At 55.5% G+C, this 26,805-nt stretch carries 30 protein-coding genes; 23 read left to right on the forward strand and 7 right to left on the reverse strand.

Annotation, left to right across the window (positions count from 1 at the left end):
* Positions 1 to 29 precede the first annotated feature (29 nt).
* The 6 genes from L6439_RS09560 to L6439_RS09585 all read left to right on the forward strand — a co-directional run bounded on the left by L6439_RS09560 (position 30) and on the right by L6439_RS09585 (position 6,992).
* Positions 30 to 1,199 carry a bis-aminopropyl spermidine synthase family protein gene (locus L6439_RS09560; RefSeq protein ID WP_213470255.1) on the forward strand — a complete coding sequence of 390 codons (1,170 nt, stop codon included), beginning with the start codon at positions 30 to 32 and terminating at the stop codon, positions 1,197 to 1,199.
* A gap of 25 nt (positions 1,200 to 1,224) precedes the next feature.
* Positions 1,225 to 1,683: a GNAT family N-acetyltransferase gene (locus tag L6439_RS09565; protein WP_168181528.1), complete on the forward strand. Its 459-nt coding sequence runs from the start codon at positions 1,225 to 1,227 to the stop codon at positions 1,681 to 1,683.
* Positions 1,676 to 2,701 carry an HAD-IIIC family phosphatase gene (locus L6439_RS09570; protein WP_210429563.1) on the forward strand — a complete coding sequence of 342 codons (1,026 nt, stop codon included), beginning with the start codon at positions 1,676 to 1,678 and terminating at the stop codon, positions 2,699 to 2,701. The genes L6439_RS09565 and L6439_RS09570 overlap by 8 nt, the downstream gene beginning before the upstream one ends.
* A 3-nt stretch (positions 2,702 to 2,704) precedes the next feature.
* Positions 2,705 to 2,959 carry an acyl carrier protein gene (locus L6439_RS09575; RefSeq protein ID WP_168181530.1) on the forward strand — a complete coding sequence of 85 codons (255 nt, stop codon included), beginning with the start codon at positions 2,705 to 2,707 and terminating at the stop codon, positions 2,957 to 2,959.
* 353 nt (positions 2,960 to 3,312) lie between these two features.
* The gene (locus L6439_RS09580; RefSeq protein ID WP_213470257.1) at positions 3,313 to 5,628 is read left to right on the forward strand and encodes a N,N-dimethylformamidase beta subunit family domain-containing protein; all 2,316 of its coding nucleotides are present in this window, start codon (positions 3,313 to 3,315) and stop codon (positions 5,626 to 5,628) included.
* 62 nt (positions 5,629 to 5,690) lie between these two features.
* Complete coding sequence (locus L6439_RS09585) at positions 5,691 to 6,992, forward strand: alkaline phosphatase (protein ID WP_168181532.1); 1,302 nt, start codon at positions 5,691 to 5,693, stop codon at positions 6,990 to 6,992.
* 454 nt (positions 6,993 to 7,446) lie between these two features.
* Here the strand turns inward: L6439_RS09585 and hmpA are convergent, their stop codons facing one another.
* Positions 7,447 to 8,667 (reverse strand): NO-inducible flavohemoprotein, encoded by a 1,221-nt coding sequence (hmpA, locus tag L6439_RS09590; protein ID WP_168181533.1) that lies wholly within the window; start codon positions 8,665 to 8,667, stop codon positions 7,447 to 7,449.
* Positions 8,668 to 9,207: 540 nt separating this feature from the next.
* Between hmpA and L6439_RS09595 the strand changes: the two genes are divergently transcribed.
* From L6439_RS09595 to L6439_RS09605, 3 genes are all read left to right on the forward strand, one after another.
* Positions 9,208 to 9,855 (forward strand): YitT family protein, encoded by a 648-nt coding sequence (locus L6439_RS09595; protein WP_237096802.1) that lies wholly within the window; start codon positions 9,208 to 9,210, stop codon positions 9,853 to 9,855.
* Between the two features lie 150 nt (positions 9,856 to 10,005).
* Positions 10,006 to 10,575 carry a hypothetical protein gene (locus L6439_RS09600; RefSeq protein WP_237096803.1) on the forward strand — a complete coding sequence of 190 codons (570 nt, stop codon included), beginning with the start codon at positions 10,006 to 10,008 and terminating at the stop codon, positions 10,573 to 10,575.
* Positions 10,547 to 10,816 carry a hypothetical protein gene (locus L6439_RS09605; RefSeq protein ID WP_237096804.1) on the forward strand — a complete coding sequence of 90 codons (270 nt, stop codon included), beginning with the start codon at positions 10,547 to 10,549 and terminating at the stop codon, positions 10,814 to 10,816. Before L6439_RS09600 ends, L6439_RS09605 begins: the two co-directional genes overlap by 29 nt.
* A gap of 21 nt (positions 10,817 to 10,837) precedes the next feature.
* Here L6439_RS09605 and L6439_RS09610 read toward each other — a convergent pair whose 3' ends face one another.
* Positions 10,838 to 11,050, reverse strand: coding sequence for a DUF2905 domain-containing protein (locus L6439_RS09610; protein WP_168181535.1), 213 nt, complete (start codon positions 11,048 to 11,050; stop codon positions 10,838 to 10,840).
* Between the two features lie 211 nt (positions 11,051 to 11,261).
* Here L6439_RS09610 and L6439_RS09615 point away from each other — a divergent pair, with 211 nt between their 5' ends.
* Both L6439_RS09615 and L6439_RS09620 read left to right on the forward strand, forming a co-directional pair.
* Entirely contained in the window at positions 11,262 to 11,510 is a 249-nt protein-coding gene (locus tag L6439_RS09615) for a hydrogenase maturation factor (RefSeq protein WP_168181536.1), read from the forward strand.
* Between the two features lie 130 nt (positions 11,511 to 11,640).
* Positions 11,641 to 11,757, forward strand: coding sequence for a sporulation protein YjcZ (locus L6439_RS09620; RefSeq protein ID WP_237096805.1), 117 nt, complete (start codon positions 11,641 to 11,643; stop codon positions 11,755 to 11,757).
* Positions 11,758 to 12,024: 267 nt separating this feature from the next.
* Here L6439_RS09620 and L6439_RS09625 read toward each other — a convergent pair whose 3' ends face one another.
* Together L6439_RS09625 and sleB are read right to left on the reverse strand one after the other, a co-directional pair.
* Entirely contained in the window at positions 12,025 to 12,363 is a 339-nt protein-coding gene (locus L6439_RS09625) for a L,D-transpeptidase (protein ID WP_213470259.1), read from the reverse strand.
* A gap of 129 nt (positions 12,364 to 12,492) precedes the next feature.
* Positions 12,493 to 13,128, reverse strand: coding sequence for a spore cortex-lytic enzyme (sleB, locus tag L6439_RS09630; RefSeq protein ID WP_213470261.1), 636 nt, complete (start codon positions 13,126 to 13,128; stop codon positions 12,493 to 12,495).
* 262 nt (positions 13,129 to 13,390) lie between these two features.
* Between sleB and L6439_RS09635 the strand changes: the two genes are divergently transcribed.
* From L6439_RS09635 to L6439_RS09650, 4 genes are all read left to right on the forward strand, one after another.
* A complete protein-coding gene (locus tag L6439_RS09635; RefSeq protein ID WP_237096806.1) occupies positions 13,391 to 13,492 on the forward strand; it encodes a sporulation protein YjcZ in 102 nt (33 codons plus the stop codon).
* Positions 13,493 to 13,681: 189 nt separating this feature from the next.
* Positions 13,682 to 14,077 (forward strand): hypothetical protein, encoded by a 396-nt coding sequence (locus tag L6439_RS09640; RefSeq protein WP_213470263.1) that lies wholly within the window; start codon positions 13,682 to 13,684, stop codon positions 14,075 to 14,077.
* 134 nt (positions 14,078 to 14,211) lie between these two features.
* Positions 14,212 to 14,592 (forward strand): MFS transporter, encoded by a 381-nt coding sequence (locus tag L6439_RS09645; RefSeq protein WP_213470265.1) that lies wholly within the window; start codon positions 14,212 to 14,214, stop codon positions 14,590 to 14,592.
* Positions 14,593 to 14,796: 204 nt separating this feature from the next.
* A complete protein-coding gene (locus tag L6439_RS09650) occupies positions 14,797 to 16,341 on the forward strand; it encodes a flavocytochrome c (protein WP_213470267.1) in 1,545 nt (514 codons plus the stop codon).
* A 453-nt stretch (positions 16,342 to 16,794) separates the two neighbouring features.
* Here the strand turns inward: L6439_RS09650 and L6439_RS09655 are convergent, their stop codons facing one another.
* A complete protein-coding gene (locus L6439_RS09655; protein ID WP_213470269.1) occupies positions 16,795 to 17,271 on the reverse strand; it encodes a hypothetical protein in 477 nt (158 codons plus the stop codon).
* A gap of 645 nt (positions 17,272 to 17,916) precedes the next feature.
* On the opposite strand from L6439_RS09655, the gene rsmD reads away from it, so the two are divergent.
* Together rsmD and coaD are read left to right on the forward strand one after the other, a co-directional pair.
* Positions 17,917 to 18,486, forward strand: coding sequence for a 16S rRNA (guanine(966)-N(2))-methyltransferase RsmD (gene rsmD / locus L6439_RS09660; protein WP_168183098.1), 570 nt, complete (start codon positions 17,917 to 17,919; stop codon positions 18,484 to 18,486).
* A 90-nt stretch (positions 18,487 to 18,576) separates the two neighbouring features.
* Complete coding sequence (coaD, locus tag L6439_RS09665; RefSeq protein ID WP_168183097.1) at positions 18,577 to 19,086, forward strand: pantetheine-phosphate adenylyltransferase; 510 nt, start codon at positions 18,577 to 18,579, stop codon at positions 19,084 to 19,086.
* 23 nt (positions 19,087 to 19,109) lie between these two features.
* On the opposite strand, the gene L6439_RS09670 is transcribed toward coaD, so the two are convergent.
* Positions 19,110 to 20,357: a nucleoside recognition domain-containing protein gene (locus L6439_RS09670; protein WP_213470271.1), complete on the reverse strand. Its 1,248-nt coding sequence runs from the start codon at positions 20,355 to 20,357 to the stop codon at positions 19,110 to 19,112.
* Between the two features lie 135 nt (positions 20,358 to 20,492).
* Between L6439_RS09670 and L6439_RS09675 the strand changes: the two genes are divergently transcribed.
* Positions 20,493 to 21,554, forward strand: a complete 1,062-nt coding sequence (locus L6439_RS09675; protein ID WP_213470273.1) for a YlbL family protein — start codon at positions 20,493 to 20,495, stop codon at positions 21,552 to 21,554.
* Between the two features lie 89 nt (positions 21,555 to 21,643).
* On the opposite strand, the gene L6439_RS09680 is transcribed toward L6439_RS09675, so the two are convergent.
* Positions 21,644 to 22,915 (reverse strand): nucleotidyltransferase, encoded by a 1,272-nt coding sequence (locus L6439_RS09680; protein ID WP_213470275.1) that lies wholly within the window; start codon positions 22,913 to 22,915, stop codon positions 21,644 to 21,646.
* Positions 22,916 to 23,171: 256 nt separating this feature from the next.
* Here L6439_RS09680 and L6439_RS09685 point away from each other — a divergent pair, with 256 nt between their 5' ends.
* The 5 genes from L6439_RS09685 to L6439_RS09705 all read left to right on the forward strand — a co-directional run bounded on the left by L6439_RS09685 (position 23,172) and on the right by L6439_RS09705 (position 26,796).
* On the forward strand, positions 23,172 to 23,687 hold the full coding sequence (locus L6439_RS09685) for a YceD family protein (protein WP_168182724.1): 516 nt from the start codon (positions 23,172 to 23,174) through the stop codon (positions 23,685 to 23,687).
* 97 nt (positions 23,688 to 23,784) lie between these two features.
* Positions 23,785 to 23,958 (forward strand): 50S ribosomal protein L32, encoded by a 174-nt coding sequence (gene rpmF, locus L6439_RS09690; protein ID WP_005551879.1) that lies wholly within the window; start codon positions 23,785 to 23,787, stop codon positions 23,956 to 23,958.
* Positions 23,959 to 24,219: 261 nt separating this feature from the next.
* Positions 24,220 to 24,816: a transcription factor FapR gene (gene fapR, locus L6439_RS09695; RefSeq protein WP_168182725.1), complete on the forward strand. Its 597-nt coding sequence runs from the start codon at positions 24,220 to 24,222 to the stop codon at positions 24,814 to 24,816.
* A complete protein-coding gene (gene plsX, locus L6439_RS09700; protein WP_168182726.1) occupies positions 24,800 to 25,798 on the forward strand; it encodes a phosphate acyltransferase PlsX in 999 nt (332 codons plus the stop codon). The genes fapR and plsX overlap by 17 nt, the downstream gene beginning before the upstream one ends.
* Positions 25,799 to 25,809: 11 nt before the next feature.
* Positions 25,810 to 26,796, forward strand: coding sequence for a beta-ketoacyl-ACP synthase III (locus L6439_RS09705; RefSeq protein WP_168182727.1), 987 nt, complete (start codon positions 25,810 to 25,812; stop codon positions 26,794 to 26,796).
* Positions 26,797 to 26,805: the final 9 nt, after the last annotated feature.

The raw sequence follows: 26,805 nt of genomic DNA on the forward strand, positions 1-26,805 counted from the left end.
CAATCGATAAAGGAGATAGAAGAAAAAATATGAATAAAGAAGCGATCGATTCAATTTATTCCCAAGTGTCCATTAAGGATGGAAAAAAAGCGATTGAAAACATTCTTCTGGATATTTACTTCAAGCCGGGCATCTCTACCAAGGAGATCGCGAGAAAGACGCTGCTGCCGCTGCCGATTGTGGCGGCCATCAAGAAAGAGTTCATCAAGGCGGGGCTGATCGAACAAAACCGGGGAGTCAACTGCACTGCGAGAGGGATGCGGTTCGTCGAGCATACGATGGGTTACGGGCATCTGAACCGGAGCTTGTATCAGCGGTTGAAGCAGGAGCAATGGCATCCGGAAGATCTGCGCGGCATGATGTCGAAGCTCGAAGGCGTTTTTGAGAACCGTCCCCAGGTCGATGTCACGATCGACCAATCACGCTGCACGCTGGAGACGAGCATGAAGCGGGCCGTGCTGGCGCTTCAGCACGAAGTTCTTATCGGGCGGGATATCGTCTGTCTGGGGGATGATGACCTCGTCAGTGTCTCGTTGGCGTTTCTCCTCAAGCAGCTGTTTCGGCAAAATCCGCATAAATCCAATACCCGCATTCATGTGTTCGAAATTGACAAACGCATTATCAGCTACGTGAACTATGTGGCGGAAACCGAAAATTTACCGATAGTGTGCTACGAAATGGATTTTCGCGAACAGCTCCCGCCTGAATTTTTGCGGCGTTTTGATTGCGTTTTCACCGATCCTCCTTATACGCTGCAAGGAATGTCTTTATTTGTCTCGCGCGGCGTCCAATTGCTGAAGCAGGAGATCGGGCTGCCCATTTTTCTGTCGTTCGCCCACAAATCGCCTGACTTCGCTTTGGAGATGCAGCGCGAATTTACGCGAATGGGCTTGCTTGTCACGAGCGTGCTCCCGCGCTTCAATCAATATCTCGGGGCGGAAATTATAGGTAACACAAGCCAGATGATTGTGTTACAATCTACGGAAGAGACGAAGGAGAGCATTGCGTGTGATTACCGGGACGCCCTCTATACGGGAGAAGTAAGACGCACGATTCGCGCCTATGAATGCAAACGTTGCAGCCTTGTGACCGAGGTTGGCTTTCAAATGCAATGGCAAACGATTGAACAGCTGAAACAAAAGGGCTGCCCGAGCTGCCGCCATGACTCCTTCGAGCTGATTCAAAAAAAGAACGCATAACAACGCAGAATGGAGTCATAGCAAGATGCCGATTAGACAGATCGAGCCGGATGATATTGCGGTTATCGCTCAATTTGAAACGGATATTTCCGTTATCTCATTCGGGGAGGAGGCGATAACCGATCCCCGCTTTCATGTCAGGAAGCTGGAAAAAGCGCTTCACTACGAAAGAAAAGGAATGTTGGTGCTGGAGGTTGACGGAAATGTCGCAGGCTGGATGTGGATTACGCCGCGCGAAAACTCGGTCACGAAACAGATGTACGCGAATTTCAAAAGCTTCTATATCGCAGAGCCCTACCGCGGCACCGCCTATGTGGATGAGCTGTTCGAGGCGGGCATGACGTATTGCAAGAGGGAGGGAACCGAGCGCATCATCGGAAAGGTGCATGTGAGCAATTTGCCGATGAGGCTGCTGTACAAGAAGTACGGCTTCAAGCCGACGCATCTGACGATGGAATGGTTCTCCGGTGAAGCAGATGATTAAATGTATCGTATGGGATCTGGACGATACGCTGTGGGAAGGAACGCTGAGGGAAGACGAGGCCGGCATCAGGCTGCAGCCGGAGATGGCAAGCATCCTTGATACGCTGGATCGGCGCGGGATTCTGCACAGCATCGCCAGCCGTAACCGGTGGGAGCAAGTGAAGGACAAGCTCGAGCAGTTGGGCATCGCCCATTATTTCTTGTCCCCGCAATGTCATTTCGATTCCAAGGCGGCGAGCATCGAGCGGATTGCCCAGGAACTGAACATCGGCTTGGATGCTATGGCCTTTATCGACAATGATCCGTTCGAGCGCTTCGAAGTGAACTTTTATGTGCCGGAGGTGCGCACCTATGCCGCCGAGCAATATCGGGAGCTTCCCGGTTATTCGGAATTCCAGGCAGGCGAGTTGACCGAAGAAGCGGCCAACCGGCGGCAGTACATGCAGGCGCGCCGCCTGCGGGAGGAAGCTCGCAAAGCCCATAAGGGCAGCCGGGAGCAATTTTTGAAGGAATGCGGGATGAAGCTGCGGATCCAAGTGGCCCGGGAAGAAGATTACCCGAGGGTAGTCGAACTGTCTCGCCGCACGAACCAGATGAACAGCCTGTTGGAACGGGTTGACTTTCCTTTCGTCGAATCGTATTGCGCTCAGGATAACCATTACTTGTATGTGGCCAGGCTGGAGGACCGGTTCGGCGCGCACGGGCTGATCGGTACCTGCTTCGCGAGCGCAGCCGATGACGGGATCGACATCAATCTGTTTTGCATCTCCTGCCGGATTGAAGGCCGGGGCATCGCTTCCGCCTTTTTGTACACCGTCCTGCAACGGCTGGAGCGACAGCTGCCGCAGGCGGCCGCGGCGCGCTGCCGGTTAGTCAGCCGGCAACGGAATCTGCCGGCGAGACTGCTGCTGGAGATGCTGGGCTTCAAGAAAACGGCTACGGAGAATGAGCAATCCGTCTATATGCTGCAGCTCCCGCTCCCGCGGAGGGCATTCGATTGGCTCGAGATAGGAGAATAGACGATGAACCGCGATGCGATTGAACATGAAATTGCCGAGATCATTCAGAATATGCTCAAGCTGCCTGTTGTCGATACGGATACCGTCTTAATTGGCGAGACCGGAATTTTGGACTCTATGACCGTGATGAGACTGCTTGCGGAAGTAGAAAGGCGGTTTGATTTTACGCTGGACGAAGACGATTTGACGCTGGATTCCATCAGCAGCGTCAAGCGTCTGGCGGAGTGGGTCATTCACAGCAAGCAGGCAGGCCAATAAGCTGGGCCTGATGCGAAATAAATTGGAAAGCTCACTGAGCCTGGATATCGCGCTCTCTGGCAGAAGCCTGCCGCAGAGCGCGATTTTTTTATTGGCGTTGGCGTAAAAAGCCGATCTCTTCGAGCACAATAGGCGGGATGCATCGGATACAAAAAAATAGATTCTATTGAAAAACTTAGCATGCTATAATTATTTTGAAATATATGACATCATGAGTGGAATTATGACAAAAATATCGAAATTTGCTAGAAAGGGGTGAGCTCCAGCATCGAGGCTCGGCGTCACTTTTTTGCAGCCACGACGAAGCGGATTCAAGGCGAATAAGAAAATTCTGAACTAACGGAGGAATTTCAATGAAGCCAAATGAACAGGGAACAGGAAGCGTGACAAATGCAAAGAGGCAGGATGCCGTAACCGTTGTCGGATATGCGGATCGATTCAGCGTTCAGCCCGGCCAAGCACTGAATTTTATGATTGATACGGCGAGTCCGAGTTATAGCGCCAGTGTGGTGCGGCTATGCGGCGGGATGCCCGATCCGGACCATTCGACCTATTTGCCGACGGAACCGGTACCGGCGGACTGCGCCGGCGAATACCCGGGACGGCGGCAGGTCACCGCGATTGGCTCCTATGCCGAGCTGCCGCTGCCGGAGGAATGGATGCAAGCCGGGGAATTCTCGCTTCAGATGTGGGTGTACCCTACGATTCCGCAATACGTCAACGCTCAGACAATCTGGTCTGCCCGATCCGCCGACGGTTCATCCGGGGCGGGTGTGACGCTGGACGAGGACGGGCATGTGACGTTTTCATTGAACGGCGGATGCGGTTATTCCGTTGCCGTTCGGGCGGAAGCGCCGTTGAACGGTCATGAGTGGCACTTCGTCGCCGTTCAATATTCCGGCAGCCGCGAAGAGGCCATGCTCTTCGTGAGTCAACGGGCCGGCTGGAGGCCCGACGACGGCACGCAAGTCTGCAAGGCGGCCGTGAAGCTGGACTACAGTCAAGCGGTCATCTCCAAGGTGCTGCTGGCTGCGGATTCGGACTCTGCGGCTCCAGGCGGCGTGTCCCGCCATTATAACGGAAAAATCGGAAACCCGCGTTTGTTCCAGCATTATTTTTCCGAGGCCGAGCTGCATGATATGGCGCGCGGCACGAACACGGAGCCCGATGGCGCGCATCTCATTGCCGATTATGACTTCAGCGTCGGCATATCGTCAACCCGCCTTTCCGATCGGTCGGCTGGAGGGCATCACGGGATTTTGCGCCAAGGCGGTACCCGGGCCGTGACAAGCCACAATTGGACCGGGGAGCAGACAGACTACCGGCTCGCGCCGGAACAATACGCGGCCATTCATTTTCATGACAACGACATCGAGGATGCCGGCTGGGAAGCGGACATCACGTGGCGGATCCCGGAGGATCTGCGAAGCGGCATCTATGCGCTGAAGCTGGAGGCCGAAGGCAGCGTCGATTACATTCCGTTTTTCGTGCGGCCGACGCAGGGAACGGCAACCGCTCCCGTCCTGTTCCTGGCGCCGACCAATACGTATCTTGCTTATGGCAACGAGCGGCTGTTCAAGTATGCCAAAGACTATTTGGGCGAGGATTATGTTCTTCCGGCGCAGGATGTTTATTTGGACGAGCATCCGGAAATGGGCAGCTCCATTTATGACCTGCACAACGATGGCAGCGGGGTACAATATTCTTCCCGGCTGCGCCCGCTCCTGAATATCCGGCCTCATTACCGGAACTGGCGGGCTGTGCGCCATTTCTCCGCCGATCTGTACATTACCGGCTGGCTGGAGCAGCGGGGGCAGAGCCATGACATCGCCACGGACGAAGACTTGCACCATGAAGGCGCCGATTTGCTGGGACGTTACAAGGTAGTGATTACCGGCAGCCATCCCGAATATTGGACGCGCCCGATGATGAAAGCGCTGGAGCAGTATATGGCGGAGGGCGGCCGCTTAATGTATCTGGGAGGCAACGGATTTTATTGGGTGACGAGTCTCGATCCGGAGCGGCCGCATTTACTGGAAGTGCGGCGCGGCAACGCCGGCTCGCGCTCCTCGGATTCTCCGCCGGGCGAACTGTTTCACAGCACGACAGGCGAGCCTGGAGGCATATGGCGTCATTTTGGTTACGTCCCTCAGCGGCTTGTCGGGGTAGGCGTGACCGCTTTGGGCGGCGCCACCGCATGCGGTTACCGGCGCTTGGAGGACAGCTTCCATCCGTCGGCGCAGTTTATTTTTGAAGGCATCGGGGATGACGAGATCATTGGCGACTTCGGATACGCGGCTGGCGGGGCGGCCGGCGACGAGATTGATCGCTATGACCTCAAATTCGGCACGCCTCCGCATACGCTGTGGCTGGCCACGTCCACTGGATTTGATAATAATTACCAATTTGTGCATGAAGATCAATTAAATACGGCACCAGGTCAAGGAGGGCGCGAAAACCCGCTTGTACGGGCGGATATGACCTATTTCGATATCCACGGCGGGGGCGCCGTATTCTCCGTCGGTTCGATCAACTGGGCCGGGAGTCTTGCCTGGAACGGCTACGACAACAATGTCGCCCGCATTAGCGACAACGTCCTGAAGCGGATGTTGGCGGAGCACGACAGTCATGCGGCCTCAACGGCCGGTTCGAGTGCCGCGCCATCTTGATTCGTCCCGGGACAGCAGAGGGACCGGAGACGGAATGAGCTTGAGGATGGGGGAAATGAAGGATGACACGTAAACTTGCCGCGATCGTTTTGGCCACCGTGCTTGCCTGTTTTCATGTTGGCTTTCCGGCCAATTCGGCAGACGCGGCCTCGACGAAGGCGAAAAACATTATTTTTATGGTTCCGGACGGCTTTTCACCCGCCTATGCCGCCAGCTACCGCTTATACAAAGGCGAGCTGTCCGTAATGGACCGGATGCTGGCAGGCATGGTGAGAACGTACTCGGCCAATTCGGCGCTAACCGACTCCGCCGCTGCCGCGACGGCGATGGCGACGGGGCACAAGACGAACAACGGGATGATCGGGACGACTCCGGACGGCAAGCAGCGCCGGACGATTCTCGAGGCGGCCCGGGAACAGGGCAAGTCAACCGGTCTGGTCGCCACTTCGAGCATTACCGACGCGACGCCGGCCGCATTTTCGTCGCATATCGCTTCCCGCGAGGAAGAAAGCGACATCGCGCCGCAGCAGCTGGGAAATGCCGATGTCCTGCTGGGAGGGGGCAAGACCTTCTTTCTGCCTGAGTCGATGGGCGGCAAACAAAAGTCGCGCAATCTTGTGGAGGAAGCAAGGCGCAGCGGTTACACCATCGTGGAGGACCGCACTCAACTGCAGGCCGCAAAAGGCAGCAAGCTGCTTGGGTTGTTCGCGGGCGGGGACATGGCCCCCGAGCTTGATCGGGAGCATACGAATGAACCCAGCTTGAAGGAAATGACCGCGAAAGCAATCGATATTCTCCGTCAAAACAAAGCCGGCTTTTTCCTGCTGGTGGAAGGGAGCCAGATCGATTCGGCCGGGCACTACAATGACGCCGCATGGGCCATGAAAGACACGCAGGCTTTCGAAGAGGCGGTCGCGCTGGCGGTCGACTTCGCCCAAAAGGACGGCAACACGTTAGTCGTTGTCGTCGGCGATCATGATACAGGAGGGATGTCGGTCGGCGGATACGGTCAGACGGATGCCAAGCTTCAAGTGCTGCATCATGTCAAAGCATCCGGACTCTATATGGCCGACAAGCTGAAGTCGGACAGAAGCAATGCCGCAGAAGTGCTTAAAACGTATGCGGGCATTGATGCGACTGCTGCGGAAGCGAGCAAAATCAAGAACGCCGAAGATGCGGTCCATGCCATTAACGGCGTCATTAGCGAACGTGCCTTGATATCCTGGACAACCTATTTGCACACCGGCGTCGACGTGCAGATCTATGCATTCGGCCCGGGGGCGGATTTGTTCCGGGGATTGCACAACAATACGGATTTGCCGCTTCTCGTCGCGCAAGTCCTGCATATCGGGTTCGAGCCGTAGCGTCCGAAGAAAAGGAAGCTGGCTGGGATAAGAAGGGGCGGTCTCACAGTGAGACCGCCCCCTATTTTCCAACGCTCGACTCGCCGGAAAACTGCAAAAATGCAGCTTTCCTATATGAGGTGTAGTCCGTTACAGGGAATCCTGCAAAACGGCATCAATTTCAGCCTATTACATGGCAATAAGTCAAAAAACGCCGAAAATAATGTATTTTTGCATCAATTTAAGAAAATAGCGGATTAAATACAATGAAATCCTGCATCTACGCAGGATTTCATTGCCTCATCCATCATCTGCCGTTTGCCCGCCGCCCGTCTTCTCTGTGTTGTTCCGACTCGCCCCGCTTCCTTAAGCACCGCCTATCGGGACAGCCTCGATTTTACCTGAACCTCCCCGATAGTTGGCGCAGACGTCCCCGACATATTGGCGCATTCGTGCTCCTGGGGCAAGCTTGCCGTTACGCTTCCTCCAATACCCCGGCCGGTCCGAAGAACTCGTAATGAATTCGCTCGGGGGCAACCCCCAGTCCGGGCAGAGCCCGATAGACGGCCTTCATGAACGGCACCGGCCCGCAGAAGTACGTATCCGCCCGCTGCCACAACTCGGCCGGCAACGCGGATGCCAGCCATGTCTCGTCAATGAATCCTTGGCGTTCACAAGTGTCGCCCGCCTCGGCGCGCTCGTAGCAGACGAAGCTCCGAATGCGTTCATTCGCTTCCGTCAAGGAGCGAATCTCGTCATGGAACGCATGCACCTGGCGGTTCCGCGCGGAATGAATGAAATAAACGTCCCGTTGCGGCTCATGCTTCGCCAGCGCATGCAGCATGCTCATCATAGGCGTGATGCCTACCCCGCCGCTGAGGAGCACGACCGGGGACGAGAGCCCTGTACGCAGCGTGAAGTCGCCGGCCGGCGCCGTCAGCTCCAGCCGATCGCCTTCCTGCACAACGTCATGCAGATAGCACGATACGATGCCGGCAGGGGAATGATCATCGCCGCCCTCGCGCTTGACGCTGATGCGGTAGGTCTCCCCCCCTGGAGCCTGGGACAGGCTGTAATGGCGCAAATGCGTATTCTCCGAACCCTCCGGCTTCACCCGTACCGTAATATACTGTCCCGGAAGATAAGAAGAGATGGCGCCGCCGTCTTCCGGCTGAAGATAGAACGACGCAATGACATCCGATTCCGGCGCCTTGCGGACGACGCGGAAGCTGCGGAAGCCTTCCCAGCCGCCTTCCGCCTCGGCCGCCGCCTGATACATATCGCGCTCCACCTGGATGAAAATATCGGCGATGACGCCGTACGCCTCTGCCCAGGCCTCCAAAATGTCATCGGTCGCCGCATCCCGAAGCACATCCTTGATGGCCAGCAGCAGATGCTTCCCGACAATCGGGTAATGCTCCGGTTGAATATGGAGGGCCCGGTGCTTGTGGCCGATCTGCTTCACGACCGGCATAATGTCCTCCAGGCGGTCGATATGCGCGGCCGCGGCATAAATAGCCGAGGCGAGCGCCTGCGACTGGCGGCCCTGACGCTGGTTCGCGTGATTGAAAATATTGAGCAGCTCGGGATGGTTCGAGAACATCATCTCATAGAACCGCGTCGTAATCTGTTGGCCATGCGCTTCCAGAACGGGTACAGTCGCCTTCACAATCTCAATGGTGCGCGGTGTCAGCATCATATCTCATCCTTTCGTAAGTGAAATTCCGCAACGGAATGACTCCAGTCTAACGAAGTGATATAGATCACTGTGTGATCTTGCGCACAGTAAACATGAGATATTCGTGAACGACGGAGCATTTACGAGAGAAACCGGGAGGGAGCCGTTCAAACATGGAGCGGAGCAAGCCAGATACGGGGACAATGCGATTAAAACAGAACGGAGGCGATATTCGGAGCATAGGTACGGTAGGGCCGGAATATACATTATGATATAATACAGGTATAGCAACATGTTGCAACCCGGTATTGGTTCAAAATGCCAAATCAAAAAAAGAAAGGATCAGGATACCAATGTGTCCCCGAAGGATGCTTCCCCAAAGGACAGTCTGGAAACGTTATGATCTTTCTTACATCTAGCTTCCTCTCGCAGAGACCCGTCACTACGATGCAGACTGACTGCGAAGGAAGCGTGAAATGATGCGAAGGACCTGCTCCTCTATCTGGCTTCCCGCCGTCGGTCGAAGGACGAATTCACGAACGACGAGAGGGAACCAAGATGAGGAAAAACGAACAATTACGTCATATTGTATGGATGTTGTTAGGCTCAATGCTGTTGGCTTTCAGCTATTATCACATTAATTTTCAGAATCACCTGGCTGAAGGCGGATTTGTCGGTCTCGCGCTGATCGGAAAATATACATTCGACTGGTCACCCGCGCTGACCGTCCTGATGCTCGATATCCCGGTATTCATCGCCGCTTGGTTCTTCCAGGGGCGAAGGTTCATTATGAACACCGCGCTGGCGACGGGAGTGTTCTCCCTGACTTACGAGCTCTGCGAGCGCTACTCGCCGTGGGTGATGAATTTCGGCAGCAATATGGTGCTGGCGGCGGTCGTATCCGGAGTGCTGACCGGCTTCGCCGCGGGAATCGTGCTCCGCCACGGAGGCGCGACGGGCGGCGACGATATCGTAGCCTTACTCATCAGCCGCTTGACGAAGATAAGTGTCGGCACGGTGTTTATGCTGATCGATATTGCGGTGCTCCTGGTCTCCTTGTTCTATTTGCCGCTGTGGGATACGCTGTATACGATTCTCGCGGTAAGCATTGCGGGCAAGGTCATTACTTGGACCGTACAGGCAGGCGTGCCGCAGCGTGCCGTACCGGTGCGTTCGCAGACAGCTGTTCACCATCAGCATGGTTAATATACAACATGAGCGAAGGCCCGTCCGATCTCTTCCCGCGGGGGAGGGACCGGACGGGTCTTTTTTTGCGCAAATTCGGGGGCGGAATGCATGTTCGTCCAATTTTTGTCATAGGCTTGTGTCAAAGGCATAATGGAAGGAGGATGACGCATGGAAGGGTTAATGAAATCAATGCTCGATAAGCTGCCTCCGTGGGCGTATCAAGTGTTCGCGGTCGTCATGGCCGCGGGTATGATTTTTTATTTCGTGAAGACGCTCTATATCAATAAAAAGCTTAGCGATATGATCGCCGATGTCATGCGCCGTGACGATCGGATGCAAGATATTCAGCTCCGGATGGACGAATTGCGGAGCGCCCAGATGATGGATGAGCATACCGCCCAGCAGACGTTGTCTGCGCTGCGCGACGTGAAGCCGTTCATGGATGCGCTGAACGATATCCGGGCGATCGCGGACCCGTATTCCGTCCTGACGGAAGCGTCCTTCCTGCTGCAGCGGATGCTGGATATTTTGGCCGTCGACATGAAGCTGAAGGCGGGGGGGGCATCATCGCTGCGGCATCTGGCTGCACACGGATCAGATGCTGACGCTGCGCTTCGCCTCGGCGGGCTTCCCGAAGCATTATGTCGGGGAGCGCCAGCTCCATATCGATCGCTCGGTAGCCGGAAGATCGTACCGGAAGCAGGCGATCGTGCAGATCGCGGATGTGACGAAGGATGAGGATTGGGAGCGGAATACAGATTCCAAAAGTCCCTACCAGGCATTGATGTGCTTGCCGCTTGGCAGCTACGGGGTGCTTACCATCGATGGGCTGGAGCCGTTCCATGACTCCGGCCGGGCCATCGGAGAAATTTATGCATCGCTCTCGACCGGAATCATTGCGGAATATTTCGCCGCCTACCGGAGGTGGTCGCAGACCGACCACGGGAGCGCCAGCTTTGGGGCCTATGGAGTCATGTAAGAGGCGCTCGGTTCCATTTTTTTATTTGCGAAAAAGCGCCAGCAGCAGCGATCCGACGATACTGATAATGATGCAGGTGACGATGGGAAAATAAAAAGCAAATCCGCCCTTTTTGACCACGATATCGCCCGGCAGGCGGCCAAACGGAATCCAGCGGCCCAACCCGGCCCATAATAATCCGATGACGATAAGGATAATCCCTGCCCCAATCAGCAGCTTCGGCATGGAAGGCATTGCCTGCACTCCTTTCTTCCGGCCGCACCCGGCAATCGGGGCCAGCCTGTTCTATTTTATAGTATACCCGCATCCGCAACCGATTCGCATTCGAGCGGATGGGCGAATTTATAAAATTCCGATAAAAATCGAGTGCCAGACGGTTACAAATCGGGCAACCTTGGGTATACTAAGAAGGAAAGGCATACCCATCACAAGGAGGGGATAGAGCATGGAGCAATTCACGATCAATCTCAACCAAATTGGTGGCGCTTATCAGCAGGGAGATTGGGAGCACATCGACGCCATATACAATCGGGCTCGAGCGCGAATAACCCAAGGCAGCCCTGTCGTCCTCTATCGCGATACGGCGAACGGTTCATCCATTACCGTCCGTGTCTATGAGCAATTAAGCGAGCTGGAGGAATGGATTCAACATATGGAAGAAGAGTACGGTCTGACAGAGCCTTATCTGTTGTAACTGTGCTGTCAATATAGAGCCGCCGGGCAACGGCGGCTTTTTTCTATGCAGAGTTAGGCGTTTAACGGAGTCGGATCCGTTAGGCAGGTAATACAATACATTGTATCTTCAGTGAAAAGGAGGTTACAAAATGAGCGATGGAGTTAAGGAGCGCGGTTATGGCTTTGGGGGACTCTGGACATCGACAGGCGTGATCCTGGTTCTCTTTATTTTGTTGGTTATCGTATCCCGTGGGTTTATGTACTAACCACCGGTAAGCCCCGCTCGCTCTGTTCGGGGCTGGATGGGCGATGATTGAATACATCCGGGCGCGCCGCGAACAGGCGCGCTTTTTTCGTGCTTCGTCGAGGTTGCGCCGCTGCTTAGATTGAATGAGCGGCTTATACGCGGGCAGAGGAAGGAGATGGATATTCTCGATCGTCATCCGGACAAGCTGGGAGCTGGCGTAAGGAGCCGAAGATCGTCTCTTCGGCTCTGCCGTTCGAGCGGGGGGAGAGGCCAAAGGATCCCGGGATCACGGCCGTATCGTGACGCGGGTATTGACGGGAACATAGGAAGACAACTGCAGGACATCGGCATTATGCATCCGAATGCATCCGTGGGATACTTCCCTGCCGATGGAAGACGGATCGTCGGTTCCGTGGATGCCGTAATGAGGCTTGGAGAGGCCCATCCATAAGGCGCCGTAAGGGCCGCCGGGGTTAGCCTGCTTATTGATAATCGTAAATTCTCCCGTTGGGGTCCGGGTCACCATCTTGCCGATGCCGACGGGGTAGCCGCGGACGACACGGTCTCCGTCCAGCAAGTACAGCATGCGAGCCGATAAATCGACGATGATGCGGTAGGACGGCACCTATATTCCCTCCTTTGCTCTACTGTATGCGTTCAGCCGGCGTCATGAGCATGACGGGGGGCAAAGTGGGCGAAAAATAGTATAGGGCGACCATAGAGGGAACCCCCGAAGAGGTTCCCTGTCTTGGCCTTAGATTGCAAAAATATGATTGCCGATTTTGCCGGTCTGCTGGCGCGACCAGATCCACTTGGACGTCGCGGTGGCCGGATTGAAATAATAAAGCGCCCCGTTCGTCGGGTCCCATCCCCGCACCGCTTCCCAAGCGGCAGCATAAGCCGTGCTGTCCGGATCCAGCCAATATTGGCCGTCATCCACGGCCGTGAACGCTAGCGGCTGGAAAATGACGCCGGCAATCGTATTCGGAAACTGAGGCGATTGCAGACGGTTCATCACGACAGCCGCCACCGCGACTTGTCCGGTGTACGGCTCGCCGCGGGCCTCGCTATAGACTGTGCGAGCGAGCATCTTCAATTCGTCGGCATTGACCGATACCCGCTTCAACGCTTGCCATGTGTTCGGGCCGGCGATGCCGTCAACCTTCAAGCCGTAATCCTGTTGAAAGCGACGCACGGCCTGCGCTGTATTAGAACCAAATATTCCGTCTATAGGTTGACGGTAGTAATCCAGTATTTGCAGACGAAATTGCAAGTCCCACACATCCCCGCTGTAGCTTCCTTGCTGGAGTGTAGGCGCGGCCGAAGCTGCAGGAATGAGGGACGACAGACAAAGGATAACCGCCAAAAAAGGTAAAATAAGTTTCTTCATGCTTTTCCTCCCTTCCCCTGCATTATATAAACCGGGTAGGGGAGGCTCAATGCCAGAATAATGGAAATTAGACTGCAAAGTTCCAACGTCCATACGCAATTGAACGAAGAGTACAGATTTTGCGCCGCCGTCTTCAGCCGGATTGTTGAGGTGGAATCAAGAGTTTGCCGGGCAGCCTGTTTTTGATGTTCTGGGGGATAGCCAAGTCAAACGGGCCGTCATTCCAATATCATGGAGTATCAAATGAAAGGAGGTTATTCGAATGAGCGGAGTAGGTGGAGTTGGGGGTCTCTGGACTTCTACAGGCGTAATCTTGGTTCTCTTTATTTTGCTCGTTATCGTTTCCCGCGCGTTTATCTACTAATTATGATGGCTGTATCCTCCGATTGTGCTCATGATTACCCTTCATATCGGCCCTGCTTATTCGCAGGGCTGTTCCGCTTCAATCCGGCATATCGTGGATATACGGGATTACCCGGCGTGAGGAGACGGGCCGCTGAGCAACATCGGGGGATTGGCCGATTCGCATATTATTTTAAAAGGAGTGAAACGAATGAGCGCCACAGAGTTAAGAGAAAAAATAGCAGATGCTTGCCGGCAATATGACAGCTTGTATGGAAAATTAGTCGCCCCGATTAATGACATGCTGATTGAAATTGATGCGGATATTTCAGAAAAAACAGCCAATCAAATTATTGAAAACCTTAAATTGTATCACGAAGGGGAAAAATACATAGCGGACTGTCATCTGGACGAAAGCAATAACTTTATGGAGGACGGCATCGAACAGCTCAAACGTGGAAATCTTGCGGACGGGGCGCTGCAGTTGTTTGGCGCGGGGTTAAATTTCGCCAGCTTCGCGGCCAAGGCCGCTTCATCCAAAAATATTCATCCCCAGGCGATGATTCAAGAACGCTTCCAATGGTTAAAGAACGCATTGGAAACCTAAAATACCGAATGGTCGGGCCGAAGAAGCCGTCTTCAAGGGTGCCTGCGATAAGAGCGCCCTTGCTATACAAAATTTTGTATAGTTCAAGATGATACGATACCCTTATGACGAATACTTTAGGGGTGGACACATCAATGAAGTGGGTACGGAGATCATTTGCTTTGGGGATGGTTGCGGGCGGCATCTTTATGGGGTATTATGCCGGGACGGAGCTCGTAGCAGTCACCGGTTCCTTTCAGTGGGAGCTGGCTGTGGCATGGTGGTTTATCGGCTTGATGGCGGGCGCTCTGTTCCTTACTCTTGACATTGTGTTGATACGTTTGCAGCCGGCCGAAAGCCTGAATACCGAACAAGCGGAACGAGGCATGGAGAAAAACAAAAGACGCCTAAAAGACTTGCTTCACATAAATAAAAACAAGGTGCTCACAGAGGAAAGGAAAGTGTACCCAATACCTTTGGGAGCGAAAAGGATTGGCTTCTCCAAACGTGATCCGCAGAAATCGAAGACGATGTAAAGAACAAAAGCCTCGGGAGCGACCCGGGGCTTTTGCGTTGCCGAAGCATATTCCAGGTGGAACATGACATCCTAAAATGTGATTCCCTTAGATGAATCCAGAACAACCGCGGAGACTTGACATTGGAGACGGATGTTGGGTCCCCGTTCGCTTTGGCTTGACACTCTTTTTTCATCCATGAGATTCAAAATTGGAGGTTCCACGATGCCAAAAACGACAAAAATAGGTCTGATTCTCACCCTCTCCATCCTGCTCATTATGACAGGGTGCGGAAACAAAAGCACGAAACCGGATACGAATGCAGGCAAGAACAATACGGCACAAGAAGAAAAGGATAAAGGAAAAAAAGATGCTACGTCGGGTGCATCCATGGCGAAATATACTCCGTTCGAGGAGCTAAAAGACAGCTATGATGTCGTGATCGTCGGGGCGGGCGGCGCAGGCATGAGTGCCGCGCTTGAAGCCAAAGCGGCAGGCATGAATCCGGTCATTCTCGAGAAAATGCCGGTTGCAGGCGGCAATACAAGCAAAGCGTCTTCGGGCATGAACGCCTCGGAAACGAAATTTCAAAAAGAGCAAGGCATTTCCGATCGTAATGATCTCTTTTACGAAGAAACATTAAAAGGCGGACATAACACCAATAACAAGGAGATGCTTCGCTTTTTCGTCGATCATTCAGCGGATGCCATCGATTGGCTCGATTCTAACGGCATTACCTTGAACAATCTCACGATCACGGGCGGCATGAGCGAAAAGCGGACCCATCGTCCCAAGGACGGTTCGGCTGTGGGGCAATACCTCGTGACCGGCTTGCTGAAAAAGGTACAAGAACAGGGCATTCCGATCTTTGTCAATGCCAATGTCAAAGAAATTACGAAACGTGACGGAAAGGCGAATGGGGTTAAAGTTCTCTTCACCCAGCATGGCGAAAAAACGATCGCAGCGAAATCCGTCGTCATTACGGCTGGCGGATTTGGCGCCAACATGGACATTATCGCCCAGGTTCGGCCGGATCTGGAGGGCTATGTGACGACGAATCAGGCAGGAAGCACCGGAGACGGCATTAACATGATCGAAAAAATGGGAGGAACCACGGTCGATATGGATCAAATTCAGGTTCATCCGACCGTGCAGCAGGAAAATTCCTACCTCATCGGTGAGGCGGTGCGCGGAGAGGGCGCCATTCTCATAAGCAGCAAAGGCAAACGGTTCATCAACGAAATGGCTGCCCGTGACAGCGTGACCGCGGCCATTAATAAAATGCCGGAGAAAAACGCGTTTCTTATTTTCGATGCCGGCGTTAAATCGCGCGCCAAAGCAGTTGAACAATATGAAAAAATGGGCTTTGTGAAGGCGAAGGACACGATCAAGGCGTTGGCTGCAGACATCGGCGTACCGGCGGATCAATTGCAAAAGACGCTCGACTCCTGGAACAGTGCGGTGAAAAATAAGAAAGATGCCGAATTCGGCCGAAAGACGGGAATGGACCACGAACTGTCCGCTGCGCCGTACTATGCGATCAGAATCGGGCCGGGCATTCACTACACAATGGGCGGCGTGAAAATCAACACGAACACGGAAGTGTTGGACAAAAACGGAAAACCAATCCCCGGTCTATTCGCCGCGGGCGAAGTTACCGGAGGACTGCACGGCGAGAACCGCATCGGCGGAAATTCCATCGCGGAAATTATCATTTTCGGCCGTCAAGCCGGTATCAAATCATCGGAATACGCCAAAACGTCCAAATAAAATACAGTTCTGCAAAACACTTGTGGAAGAAGCGAACGATATTTGGGACAAGCGATCTCCCTGTGGTCAAAAAATCCCTTCAGATTGAAGACAAACTCCCGCGAATACTAGGGTCGCGGGAGTTCTTTATGCGCGGGGCCGTCCACCGCATGCCAAATTCTTCATTCTGCCGCGGTGAGCGGATGGTGATGCTCCGCCCGGGGGCGCCGATGCGCAACCGCTCCGAAACATCCTGACGATTCAGGCCGTGACGCAGGAACCGGATCATAAGCAGGCGCCGTCGGTCGAGCGATTGCTCCGGAGAGACGCGGTTTGCTTCACCAACACTGCAACACTGAAACATTGAAATCCTGAAATACTGCAAGAATGCAGCAATTTCTTTGACACGAGTTGTGAAAAAGAAGAATGCTGCAAAAATACAGCAATCCCCCTCCGGAAAGGCATAGATAGCGTTCAAAATGGAGAAATGATGGAATTTTCAGGCTGTTGAGAAAGAAGTTTTGAGCAGGAAAATGGATATTTCCACCATCCTGAAAACTGCACCATTTCCCTAGACACGCCCATCCGGCAGTCGAAATCCGCAAACTCCTCGATTTTTCCAGGCACGCCGATTCGGCAGGTGAAATCCGCAAACTCCACGATTTTTCCAGGGACGCCGATTCGGTAAGCGAAATCCTGCAGAAATACAGCAATTCGATATGGACGACGATTCCAGAAAGGGAATCCTGCAAAATTACAGGAATTTTCCCCGTTTCGCTTCGGCTTGAAGCAAAAGGGCCTAAAATGATGCAGATTAGCATCAATTTCTCGGGATGGGGACTCATTAAGCCGAAATTCCTGTAAAATAGCAGCAATTTCCTCCGCACGTCCAAGCCCCGGGAGGCAACGATGCTTCGAGCAGGCCGGATAATGCGATGATGCCCCCAGCATCCGACGCAGTCGCTTGGATCCCGTAAAATCAGGCCAATGAGTAGTCTATGGGGCTTTTTACTTGTGATGGATCTCTTCTCCCGGTAGAGAAAATCGATTTAAAACGCTCTAAGAGCCAAAGTTTGGATGAGGAAAATGGACCATCTCCACCCCTTCACAAAAAAACAGGGGTTTTCCAACAGCCTGAATTTGCAGGATTTTCTCGGAATTTAGCGTCTTGAAGCTAAAAATGCTGCGCCTGTGCATCATTTTCATGTAGACTTAGCTTGTCCAAACCTATTCTGTCCTGCCTCCCCCTCTCGGAATCCTTGCAAGCCCCATAACTACAAGGGTTTAATACAAAAATAAATTGGGCGCCCCTTGCGGGACGCCCTCATGGGAGAGGAGAAACCGGACGAAGAGCTTATGGGGAAACGTAAGTCTTCTCCGCGGTTGTCTACGACATTCATTGATGTCGATACTTTAAGGATTGCCAGCCGGACGAAATATATACATTCCCCGGATAACTTTTTTTCTTTTTGCACGATGTGAGCGGCACGATGCGATTTCATTTTTCAAAAATGGGAATTGTATGTTACGATTAACGACGAATATGCGGCATGATCGCCGCATGGAAGCTGGCGGAAAGAAGAGAAGGTGAGACAACTGAGAGTCATATCGGGAACGGCCAAAGGCCGCACGCTGAAGCCTGTGCCCGGCATGGGGACAAGGCCGACGACGGATAAAGTGAAGGAAGCGCTGTTCAGCATGATCGGCCCTTATTTCGAAGGGGGCCGCGCGCTCGATCTGTTCGCCGGAACGGGCGGCTTGGGGATTGAAGCCTTGAGCCGGGGAGCGGAATGGGCGGTCTTCATCGATAAGGATGCGAAAGCGATCGAGGTGGTACGCGGCAATCTGGCGGCCACGGGGTTGGCCGGCAAGGCCGAAGTGTACCGGAACGATGCGAGACGGGCGCTCAAGGCGCTGGCCAAGCGGAATCTTTCCTTTCATTATGTGTTTCTTGATCCGCCGTACCGATTGAAGGATGCGGACGAATTGCTGATGGAGATGTGGGATAACGGCTTGCTGAGCGAGGACGCCATCATTGTCGTCGAACATGACGCATCCCATTCGTATTCCGGGCGAATTGGTCCGCTCTCGCTATGGAAGAAGGCGGATTATGGGGATATCGCGGTCTCGATCTACCTTGCGGAAGCGGAGGCTTCCGCAGACTGAGGAAGCGATTCTGCTGCAAGCGCAGAGAACAAGAGGCGCCAGCCTATGTTCCAACAGGCGTCAAGCGCCTTCGAAGGAGGCTTATGATTGATGACAACGCATTACGAGCATGGCTGCCGGCCACGGACTGCCGTATATCCAGGCAGCTTCGATCCGGTGACCCTCGGGCACCTGGATATTATCCAGCGGGCGGCGAAGCAATTCGACAAGCTGATTGTCGCCGTGTTGAACAATTCAAGCAAGAAGCCGCTCTTCACTATTGAAGAACGGCTTGAACTGCTGCGAACGGTGACGAAGCCGTGGCCCAATGTGGAGGTGGACAGCTTCAGCGATCTGACCGTAAATTATATGGACGCGAAAAAAGGCGATGTCATTGTCCGCGGCGTTCGCTCCGTCACGGATTTCGAGTACGAGCTGCAGCTGGCCTCGACGAACCAGAAGCTCAACCCCCGGGTAGAGACGATTTTCATGATGACGAATCCGAAGTACTCGTATCTCAGCTCCAGTATCGTTAAAGAAATCGCGCATTATGGCGGCGACATCAGCGAACTGGTCGCCCCGGAGGTCGAGGCGGCGCTGCGGGTTAAATATAAGCGCTGACCGGCGAACCGCCGGGAGAACGCTCAAATGCGCGCCCACCGTCCAATCAAGAGCGAAATCGCCATGCCGATGAGCAGGAGGATACATAGAACCGGGACAAGCGTCAACGATTGCAGCCATCCCGGCGCCGAAGCGAGCCCGGCAATGGACTGAATCCAGGAGGGCGGCTCCTGAGCGAGTCCGTTGCCCGCGTCCAGCAGGCGGAACGCGGCCTGCTCCGGCGGCGCAAGCCGCAAAAGGCGGTGGAGCGGGTGCCACAGGACGAAGGTGAGCAGGAAGGCAGACCCGGCATGGAGAAGCCGCATCAGCAAAAAGCGGCTATACCGCAAATCGGTTCCACGGGTCAAGCTATGGACCTGCAGATGCGCGCTGATTCCGCTCCATGCAATGACGGCTCCGATCAGGGCGGTCTGGACCAGCGGGGAGCGGAAGGAGGCCGAGCCAAGCGAATATGCGCCAAGATTCACCTCGAACAGGCCGTTCAGCAGATAAGCGCCGAATTCCTGCGGGACAGCAAGCCGCAGCACCTGGACAATGACCGAGAACATCATGATGTAGCCGCCGATCATCATGAGCGTCTGGACGGATGAAGTGACGGCATCGCCGAGCAGCCGGCCGAACGCGCGTCCGTCCCGGCGATGGGCCTGCTCCATCGCCTGCAGCATCCGTTTCCAGAGCGGCTGCGGGGCGGCGGACGCGGTTCTGCGCACCGGAACGGGAGCGGAAGCCGGATGAAAAGCTGCCGCCCAACGTAGAATAAGCATCATCAAAAGGGAAGAAATCCAATGGACGGCAGCGAGAACCAGCCCCAATTCGGCCTGCTGCAGGAAGCCGACCCCGACGACGGCGATCATAAAAATCGGGCTGGCCGCATGGGTCAGGCCGAGCAGCCGCTCCGCTTCGAGGCGGGACAATTCATTGTCTTTCCGCAGGCGGACGACGGCTTCGGCTCCGGCGGGATACCCGGCCGTCCAACCGACGGACCAGGCCCAGCCGCCGATTCCGGGCAGGCGGAACAGCGTCCGCATGAACGGATCCAGCAGTACGCCGATGCCATGGACCCAGCCGTAGGCCTTCAACATTTCGGACAGAATGAGGAACGGCAGCAGGGCAGGGAATATAATGGTCCACCATACCTTAAGCCCCTGCAAAGAGGCTTGAAATGATTTGTCCGGATAAGCGATGATGCACAGCACCAACAGTACCGCAGAGCCCCCCATGATGAGCGTGGACAGCCGCTGGGAAGCGGGCGATGTGCGAGACGAGAACATGGCGGTCACCCCTTTGGCCGTAAATGAAGAAGCCAGGCCTCAAGCCAAGCGCATTACGATCTCATGTGTACGTAACAGGGACGGGCTTTAGACCAAATATCGCAGGGCGATCCGAGGGCATAGGGAGGTAGGAGAATGGAAAAGGAGTTCAGATCGTACGGGCGGCAGCCGAATTCTCCCCGCTTGCGAACTTGGAAGTGGATCTTCGCGGCCATCGTGTTGTTCTATGTGGTTGTATATATGCCGACGCCGTATGTCATTTATACGCCAGGCAGCGCAGAGGAAGTAAAGCCGTTCATCAATGTGGAGGGCGGAGACGAGACGGAGGAAGGCATGTTCCTTCTGACCACGGTGAGAAGAACCTATGCCAATCTGGCGCTGATCGCGTGGCGGGCCTTCGATCCGAATGCCGAATTCGGCAAGAAGGAAGATGCGCTGCAAGGGCGAACCGAGCAGGAATATATCAATGAACAGCTATTCAATATGAGCAACTCGCAGATGGCCGCGATATTGGCCGCCTACAATCAGGTAGGCATTCCGTACGAGATCGAGTCCGAAGGCATTTATGTTCTATTTAACAATAAGCAGCTGGCGGATAATGAATTCATCACGAACGACCGGATTATGGAAGTGGAAGGGCAGAAGGTGAACGGCTTTGACGATCTGCAGGCTTCCTTAAAAGGGCGGGCCGCCGGGGACACGATTCGGGCGGTCGTCGAGCGGGAAGGCAAGCTTGTGGAGGTTAAGGCGAAGCTTGTCGAGCTGCCCGATCAGACCGGCAGCGGCAAGAAGCGGATTGGGTTCGGTCTGGCTTATGGGGAGAAAAAGAAGGTCGTGCCCACGGATAACAAACATAACGTCACCTTCCACGAATCCGACATCGGCGGGCCTTCGGCGGGCTTAATGTTCACGCTGGAGCTTATCAACCGCCTGACGCCGGGGGATCTGACGAAGGGCTACCGGATCGCGGGCACCGGCACGATTGATCCGTCCGGGAAGGTGGGCCCGATCGGAGGCGTGAAGCACAAGGTCGTGGCCGCAGACCGCGAAGGGGCGGTCTTGTTCCTGGTCCCTTCCGGCAACTACGAGGAAGCGAAGGCGAAGATGGACAAGATGAACACGAAGATGAAGCTGGTGAAGGTCGAGACGCTGCAGGATGCGTTGGATGCCGTGAAGCGGTTCCAGCCGGCTTCGTAGCATCATTTCGCAGCATCATATTGGGTGGAGAACCCGATTCCGGGCGGACAACGGTTGGCGCATGCCAGCCGTTGTCGCCGTTATGGGGATTAGAACCGGCGGGGCGGCTCATAATAGTCACGAAAGGCGGCTCTCGCTTCCCAGCCGCGGAACGCGTTGGCATAGACGGCGGTGGCGCGGGCGTCCGCTTCCAGGCCGGCGCGGCCGCCCAAACGGCTGTTGTCGCGCGTCATGTTGAGGACGACGGGAAGCTCCGCGCAGCGCTTCATCCGCTTCAACAGATGGCGTCCGCGCTCGGTAAAGCCGAGCACCCGCACGTACGCGGGACCCGCTCCGAGGGCGTCCGGCCCGAAATGGAATTTATCGTGATGCAGCAAGATATGGGCCAAGGTCCGCATCAATTTGGTCCGGGTATAGCGCTTGGTCTTCAGCTTGGCGATCAGCGGCTCGACCCCGGGCTCCTCCAGCGTCTGCAGGGCTTGCTTGATGCGGTGCTCCAGCCCCTCGGTCACCTCCAGATACCGCGCCAGATCCTCCGGCGGGAGGAGGTAGAGGCGGTAGAACAGCTCGCGGCGGAACGCTTCCCAATCCAGCGGAGCCCTGCCGGAAGCGTGCTCGCGCTCCAGGATGCGAAGCGTGCTCTCCGGCACATAGCGGGCCGCCGCAGCCAGATCACCGGAGCCGGACCAGAGGCGCCGGACGGCGGTGGCGCTGGCGATCGTGCCTTCCGGCGCCTCCGCATCGTGGTAGCCGGCTTCGCGGCGGGGAATCGTCAGCGGCTTTATGTCGCTGTTCAGCCGCCGCATCGCCAGCAAATAATGCAGCCCGAGCGAATTGTTCGGCTGCGTCAGCCAATGCGCCGTCCCGCCGGATTCCGCTTGGCTGCCGGCGTCCGCTTCGCCGCCGTCCAGCACCGGCCCGGCCGCGGCCGCGTAGGCGGCCGGATAGCTGCGTCCGGCCTTCAGCTCGGCGCGCAGCCGTCCGGCGAATCCGTCCGGCTCGCGGGCCAGCGCCTTGGCTGCCCCGCGCAGCCGCTTCAGGTCGCCGGACTCGCTGCCGAAGCACAGCGCGTCGACGACGCCGGTCGCCTGCAGCGTCGCTACCGCGCCGTAGGCGAACCATTCGGCCGGCTGGACGGCGTACGCGACCGGCAGCTCCAGCACGAGATCGACGCCGGCGGCCAGCGCCATTTCCGTGCGGGCCCATTTGTCGGCCAGGGCCGGCTCGCCCCGCTGCAGGAAATGCCCGCTCATGACCGCGACGGCCGCGTCCGCCCCGGCCGCCAGCTTCGATTGCTCCAAATGATACAGATGCCCGTTATGAAGCGGGTTATATTCAACAACGATTCCGACCGTTTTCATATCACTCTTCCTTTCGATCACAGAATAAGGTAAGATGGTGATTCATGGACAGAAACGGCACAGGCGCCCGTCCGGACGGATGACATACCCGCCGCGGCGCTCCTGAATTTCCCATCCGATCATACCATGAACCGGGAATGATCGGCGAATTTTCGGCGGAGAGGCAGAGGATGTCCCGGCAATCTGTCAAACGAATTTGGTTGACAAAGCATGACGTTAATCGCTATAATTAATTTTGTTTGTTTGGAGTGATGTTATGAACATTCATTTTCGGGACATTGCCGTAAAAGGACAGGATACACGCATTCAATCGGCATTTTCCGCTAACGGTGTGGTTCGGGATCGCAAAGATATTTCCATCCCCGACCCGGTGACCGTGGATTTGACGGCCCGGGCGGAAGGCGAAGGGCAGATTGGCGTACATGGCCAGCTGACCGCGCGGTTGGAATTGGTATGTTCGCGTTGTTTGACGTCGTTTACCGAGACATACGTCATTCCGTTCGATGAGCAATTCAAGCTGACAGACTCTACTGATCTTTCCCCGGAGGAAGAGGAGGACGACGTCATTGCGGTGACGGAAGACCTTATCGACCTGCAGCCTTATGTCGAAGTAGCGCTTCTGCTGGCCTTGCCGTTCGCGCCGCTGTGCGGCGAAGCGTGCAAGGGATTGTGCCCGACCTGCGGCACGAACCGCAACGAGCAGTCCTGCGGCTGTTCGAACGAGCGCATTGACCCGAGACTGGCGGGGTTACAAGATTTCTTCAAGAAATAAATAGCGACAGTAGAAGTATTCTGCCCGGGAAGAGCGCTGGACGCCCTTGCTGGACAGCCCTGGAAGAGCACGTAACTTGGGTAAGGAGGTGTAGAACATGGCAGTACCTCAAAGAAGAACGTCGAAGACTCGTCGTGACAAGCGCCGTACGCACTTTAAATTGTCTGTGCCTGGCATGGTGAAGTGCGCACAATGCGGAGAGTTGAAATTGGCTCACCATGTATGCAAAGTGTGCGGAACATACAAAGCAAGAGAGATCATCAAACAATAATGCCTCATAAAAAAAGCAGTGCTTCGCCAACGGCGGGGCGCTGTTTTTTTATAAATCCCGGCGGATTTCATAACTTCCGCTTTTCTTTGACGGCGATTTTATATATACTGGATTAGTACCAGGTTCTAATGGCTCCTATTAATGGCCTCTTCATTTATGAAGAAGAGATATAGTAATTATTCCGATTATATTCCGAGGCTCCGAAATCGATGTGACGATCCGGACAACGGGACAAGAAGGTGGTGCGGGGTCATCCAACGTTTGCCGAAGCGACAGCGCCAACAACAGCTGGCGAAAATCATAGAGGAAAATCCGTTTGTAACCGATCAGGAACTGACCCGCATGCTGAAGGTCAGTATCCAGACCATTCGCCTCGACCGGATGGAGCTGGCCATCCCTGAACTCAGGGAGCGTCTGAAGATGATGGCGGAGCAGACCTACGATCAGGTGCGGTCGCTGCCGCTGCATGAAGTGGTCGGAGATATTGTCGATCTGCAGCTGGATCAAAGCGGCATCTCGTATTTCGAGATCCGCGAGGAGCATGTCTTCTCGCGTACGCATATCGCGCGGGGACATCATTTGTTCGCGCAGGCGAACTCGCTCGCCGTGGCCGTCATCAACGATGAGATCGCGCTGACGGCCACGGCGGACATCCGCTTCATCCGGCCGGTCCGCCTCGGGGAGAAATGCATCGCCAAGGCGTATGTCCGATCCGGCTCGGGGGCTCGGAGCAAGGCGAAGGTGGAAGTATTCAGCTATGTGGGCGAGGAACTGGTGTTCCAGGGAAACTTTATCATATTCCGTTCAGGCGCGATGAACGGCACCGAAGGAGGAGACGAGCATGAGAATCGCCATTGACGCCATGGGCGGAGACCACGCCCCGGAATGCAATGTGCAAGGGGTTCTGGCCGCGGCGCAAGCCTGGTCTGATATCGAGCTGCTGCTGGTGGGGGACGAGGCGAGGCTGGAGCCGATGCTGGCATCCCGCCCCGCGAATGTCCGCATCGTTCATGCGGCGAGCACGATCGAAGCGGATGACGAGCCCGTCAAGGCGGTCAGACGCAAGAAGGACGCTTCGATGGTTGTCGCCGGACGAATGGTGCGGGAAGGGGAAGCGGACTGCATGATCTCGGCCGGGAACACCGGCGCGCTCATGACGACGGGCCTGCTGGTCGTCGGCCGGATGCCCGGCGTCGAGCGGCCGGCGCTGTCGCCGATGATTCCGACGATGGACGGGCGCGGCGTGCTGGCGCTCGATCTGGGGGCGAACATGGATGCGAAGCCGGAGCATCTCGTGCAGTATGCGCTGATGGGCAGCATTTACCGGGAGAAGGTGCACGGCATTCCGAAGCCGCGCGTCGGGCTGCTCAACGTCGGCACGGAAGCGATGAAGGGCAACGATCTGACGAAGCAGGTCTATCCGATGCTGGAAGAGCTGCCAATTCATTTCGTCGGCAATGTAGAGGCGCGCGATGTGCTGGAAGGCAGCTGCGACGTGCTCGTATGCGACGGATTCGTGGGCAATGTGCTTCTCAAGTCGCTGGAAGGCACGGCCGGCTCCTTGTTCAGCGTGCTGAAGCAGGAATTCACCCGTTCCTGGTATACGAAGCTGGCAGCCGCGGTGCTGATGCCGGGCTTGAAGCGTCTGAAGAAAATGATGGATTACAAGGAACACGGCGGGGCCCCGCTGCTCGGGCTGAACGGGCTGGTGCTGAAAGCCCACGGTTCTTCGGACGCGCGGGCGATCGAGAATGCGGTCCGCCAGGCGCGCACGGCGCTGCAGCATGATCTTATCCATACGATTGCAACGGAAATCGGAGGGAATACAAGCGGGAAGTGAGTGGTGCAATAATGAATTTGCGTTCGGTAGGCATTATCGGTACGGGGAAATACGTGCCCGAACGAGTATTGACCAATGAAGACTTGGAAAAGATGGTCGATACAAGCGACGAATGGATTGTAACCCGGACCGGGATTAAAGAGCGGCGGATTGCGGCCGAGCATGAAGCGACGTCGGATTTGGCCTATCATGCCGCCCAAGAGGCGCTCAAGGCGGCCGGCATCACGGCGGAGCAGCTCGATCTCATCGTCGTCACGACGATAACGCCGGATATGGCTTTCCCGTCCACGGCCTGTCTGCTTCAGGAGCGGCTCGGCGCCAAGCGCGCCGCGGCGTTCGACCTGTCGGCGGCCTGTGCCGGCTTCATTTACGGGCTGGCGAATGCGAGCAACTTCATCGCGATGGGAACTTATCAATATGCGCTCGTCGTCGGGGCGGAATGCCTGTCGCGGATTACGGATTATACGGACCGGAATACCTGCATCCTGTTCGGTGACGGCGCCGGTGCCGCCGTGCTCGGTCCGGTGGCGGAAGGCCGCGGCTTCCGGTCATTCGAGCTGGGAGCGGACGGCAGCGGCAAGGAGCTGCTGAAGCTGGAAGGCGGAGGCTCTCGCCACCCGGCATCGCATCAGACGGTGGACGACAAACTCCATTATATTTATATGAACGGCAGGGAAGTATTCAAGTTCGCGGTGCGCGTCATGGGCAATGCCGCCGATGAAGCGCTCAAAAAAGCGGGCAAGACCAAAGAAGACATCGATCTGCTCATCCCGCATCAAGCGAATACCCGGATTATTCATGCCGCGATCGAGCGCCTGAATTTGCCGGAGGAAAAGTGCGTCATCAATCTGCCGAAGTATGCGAACACGTCGGCGGCGTCGATACCGCTTGCCTTGGCGGAAGCGGTGGAGGAAGGCCGCGTGAAGGAAGGCGACACGCTTCTTCTCGTCGGCTTCGGCGGAGGCCTGACGTGGTCGGCCTCGGTTATTCAGTGGTAATCGGGCGCG

The sequence above is a fragment of the Paenibacillus dendritiformis genome (genome assembly GCF_021654795.1).
Classification (GTDB): domain Bacteria; phylum Bacillota; class Bacilli; order Paenibacillales; family Paenibacillaceae; genus Paenibacillus_B.

Bases quoted from the DNA above. Each gene is read 5' to 3' on its own strand.
- L6439_RS09560 (WP_213470255.1), top strand. From the start codon at position 30: ATGAATAAAGAAGCGATCGATTCAATTTATTCCCAAGTGTCCATTAAG.
- L6439_RS09565 (WP_168181528.1), top strand. From the start codon at position 1,225: ATGCCGATTAGACAGATCGAGCCGGATGATATTGCGGTTATCGCTCAA.
- L6439_RS09570 (WP_210429563.1), top strand. From the start codon at position 1,676: ATGATTAAATGTATCGTATGGGATCTGGACGATACGCTGTGGGAAGGA.
- L6439_RS09575 (WP_168181530.1), top strand. From the start codon at position 2,705: ATGAACCGCGATGCGATTGAACATGAAATTGCCGAGATCATTCAGAAT.
- L6439_RS09580 (WP_213470257.1), top strand. From the start codon at position 3,313: ATGAAGCCAAATGAACAGGGAACAGGAAGCGTGACAAATGCAAAGAGG.
- L6439_RS09585 (WP_168181532.1), top strand. From the start codon at position 5,691: ATGACACGTAAACTTGCCGCGATCGTTTTGGCCACCGTGCTTGCCTGT.
- hmpA (WP_168181533.1), bottom strand. From the start codon at position 8,667: ATGCTGACACCGCGCACCATTGAGATTGTGAAGGCGACTGTACCCGTT.
- L6439_RS09595 (WP_237096802.1), top strand. From the start codon at position 9,208: ATGAGGAAAAACGAACAATTACGTCATATTGTATGGATGTTGTTAGGC.
- L6439_RS09600 (WP_237096803.1), top strand. From the start codon at position 10,006: ATGGAAGGGTTAATGAAATCAATGCTCGATAAGCTGCCTCCGTGGGCG.
- L6439_RS09610 (WP_168181535.1), bottom strand. From the start codon at position 11,050: ATGCCTTCCATGCCGAAGCTGCTGATTGGGGCAGGGATTATCCTTATC.
- L6439_RS09615 (WP_168181536.1), top strand. From the start codon at position 11,262: ATGGAGCAATTCACGATCAATCTCAACCAAATTGGTGGCGCTTATCAG.
- L6439_RS09620 (WP_237096805.1), top strand. From the start codon at position 11,641: ATGAGCGATGGAGTTAAGGAGCGCGGTTATGGCTTTGGGGGACTCTGG.
- sleB (WP_213470261.1), bottom strand. From the start codon at position 13,128: ATGAAGAAACTTATTTTACCTTTTTTGGCGGTTATCCTTTGTCTGTCG.
- L6439_RS09635 (WP_237096806.1), top strand. From the start codon at position 13,391: ATGAGCGGAGTAGGTGGAGTTGGGGGTCTCTGGACTTCTACAGGCGTA.
- L6439_RS09640 (WP_213470263.1), top strand. From the start codon at position 13,682: ATGAGCGCCACAGAGTTAAGAGAAAAAATAGCAGATGCTTGCCGGCAA.
- L6439_RS09645 (WP_213470265.1), top strand. From the start codon at position 14,212: ATGAAGTGGGTACGGAGATCATTTGCTTTGGGGATGGTTGCGGGCGGC.
- L6439_RS09650 (WP_213470267.1), top strand. From the start codon at position 14,797: ATGCCAAAAACGACAAAAATAGGTCTGATTCTCACCCTCTCCATCCTG.
- L6439_RS09655 (WP_213470269.1), bottom strand. From the start codon at position 17,271: ATGCTGGGGGCATCATCGCATTATCCGGCCTGCTCGAAGCATCGTTGC.
- coaD (WP_168183097.1), top strand. From the start codon at position 18,577: ATGACAACGCATTACGAGCATGGCTGCCGGCCACGGACTGCCGTATAT.
- L6439_RS09670 (WP_213470271.1), bottom strand. From the start codon at position 20,357: ATGTTCTCGTCTCGCACATCGCCCGCTTCCCAGCGGCTGTCCACGCTC.
- L6439_RS09675 (WP_213470273.1), top strand. From the start codon at position 20,493: ATGGAAAAGGAGTTCAGATCGTACGGGCGGCAGCCGAATTCTCCCCGC.
- L6439_RS09680 (WP_213470275.1), bottom strand. From the start codon at position 22,915: ATGAAAACGGTCGGAATCGTTGTTGAATATAACCCGCTTCATAACGGG.
- L6439_RS09685 (WP_168182724.1), top strand. From the start codon at position 23,172: ATGAACATTCATTTTCGGGACATTGCCGTAAAAGGACAGGATACACGC.
- rpmF (WP_005551879.1), top strand. From the start codon at position 23,785: ATGGCAGTACCTCAAAGAAGAACGTCGAAGACTCGTCGTGACAAGCGC.
- plsX (WP_168182726.1), top strand. From the start codon at position 24,800: ATGAGAATCGCCATTGACGCCATGGGCGGAGACCACGCCCCGGAATGC.
- L6439_RS09705 (WP_168182727.1), top strand. From the start codon at position 25,810: ATGAATTTGCGTTCGGTAGGCATTATCGGTACGGGGAAATACGTGCCC.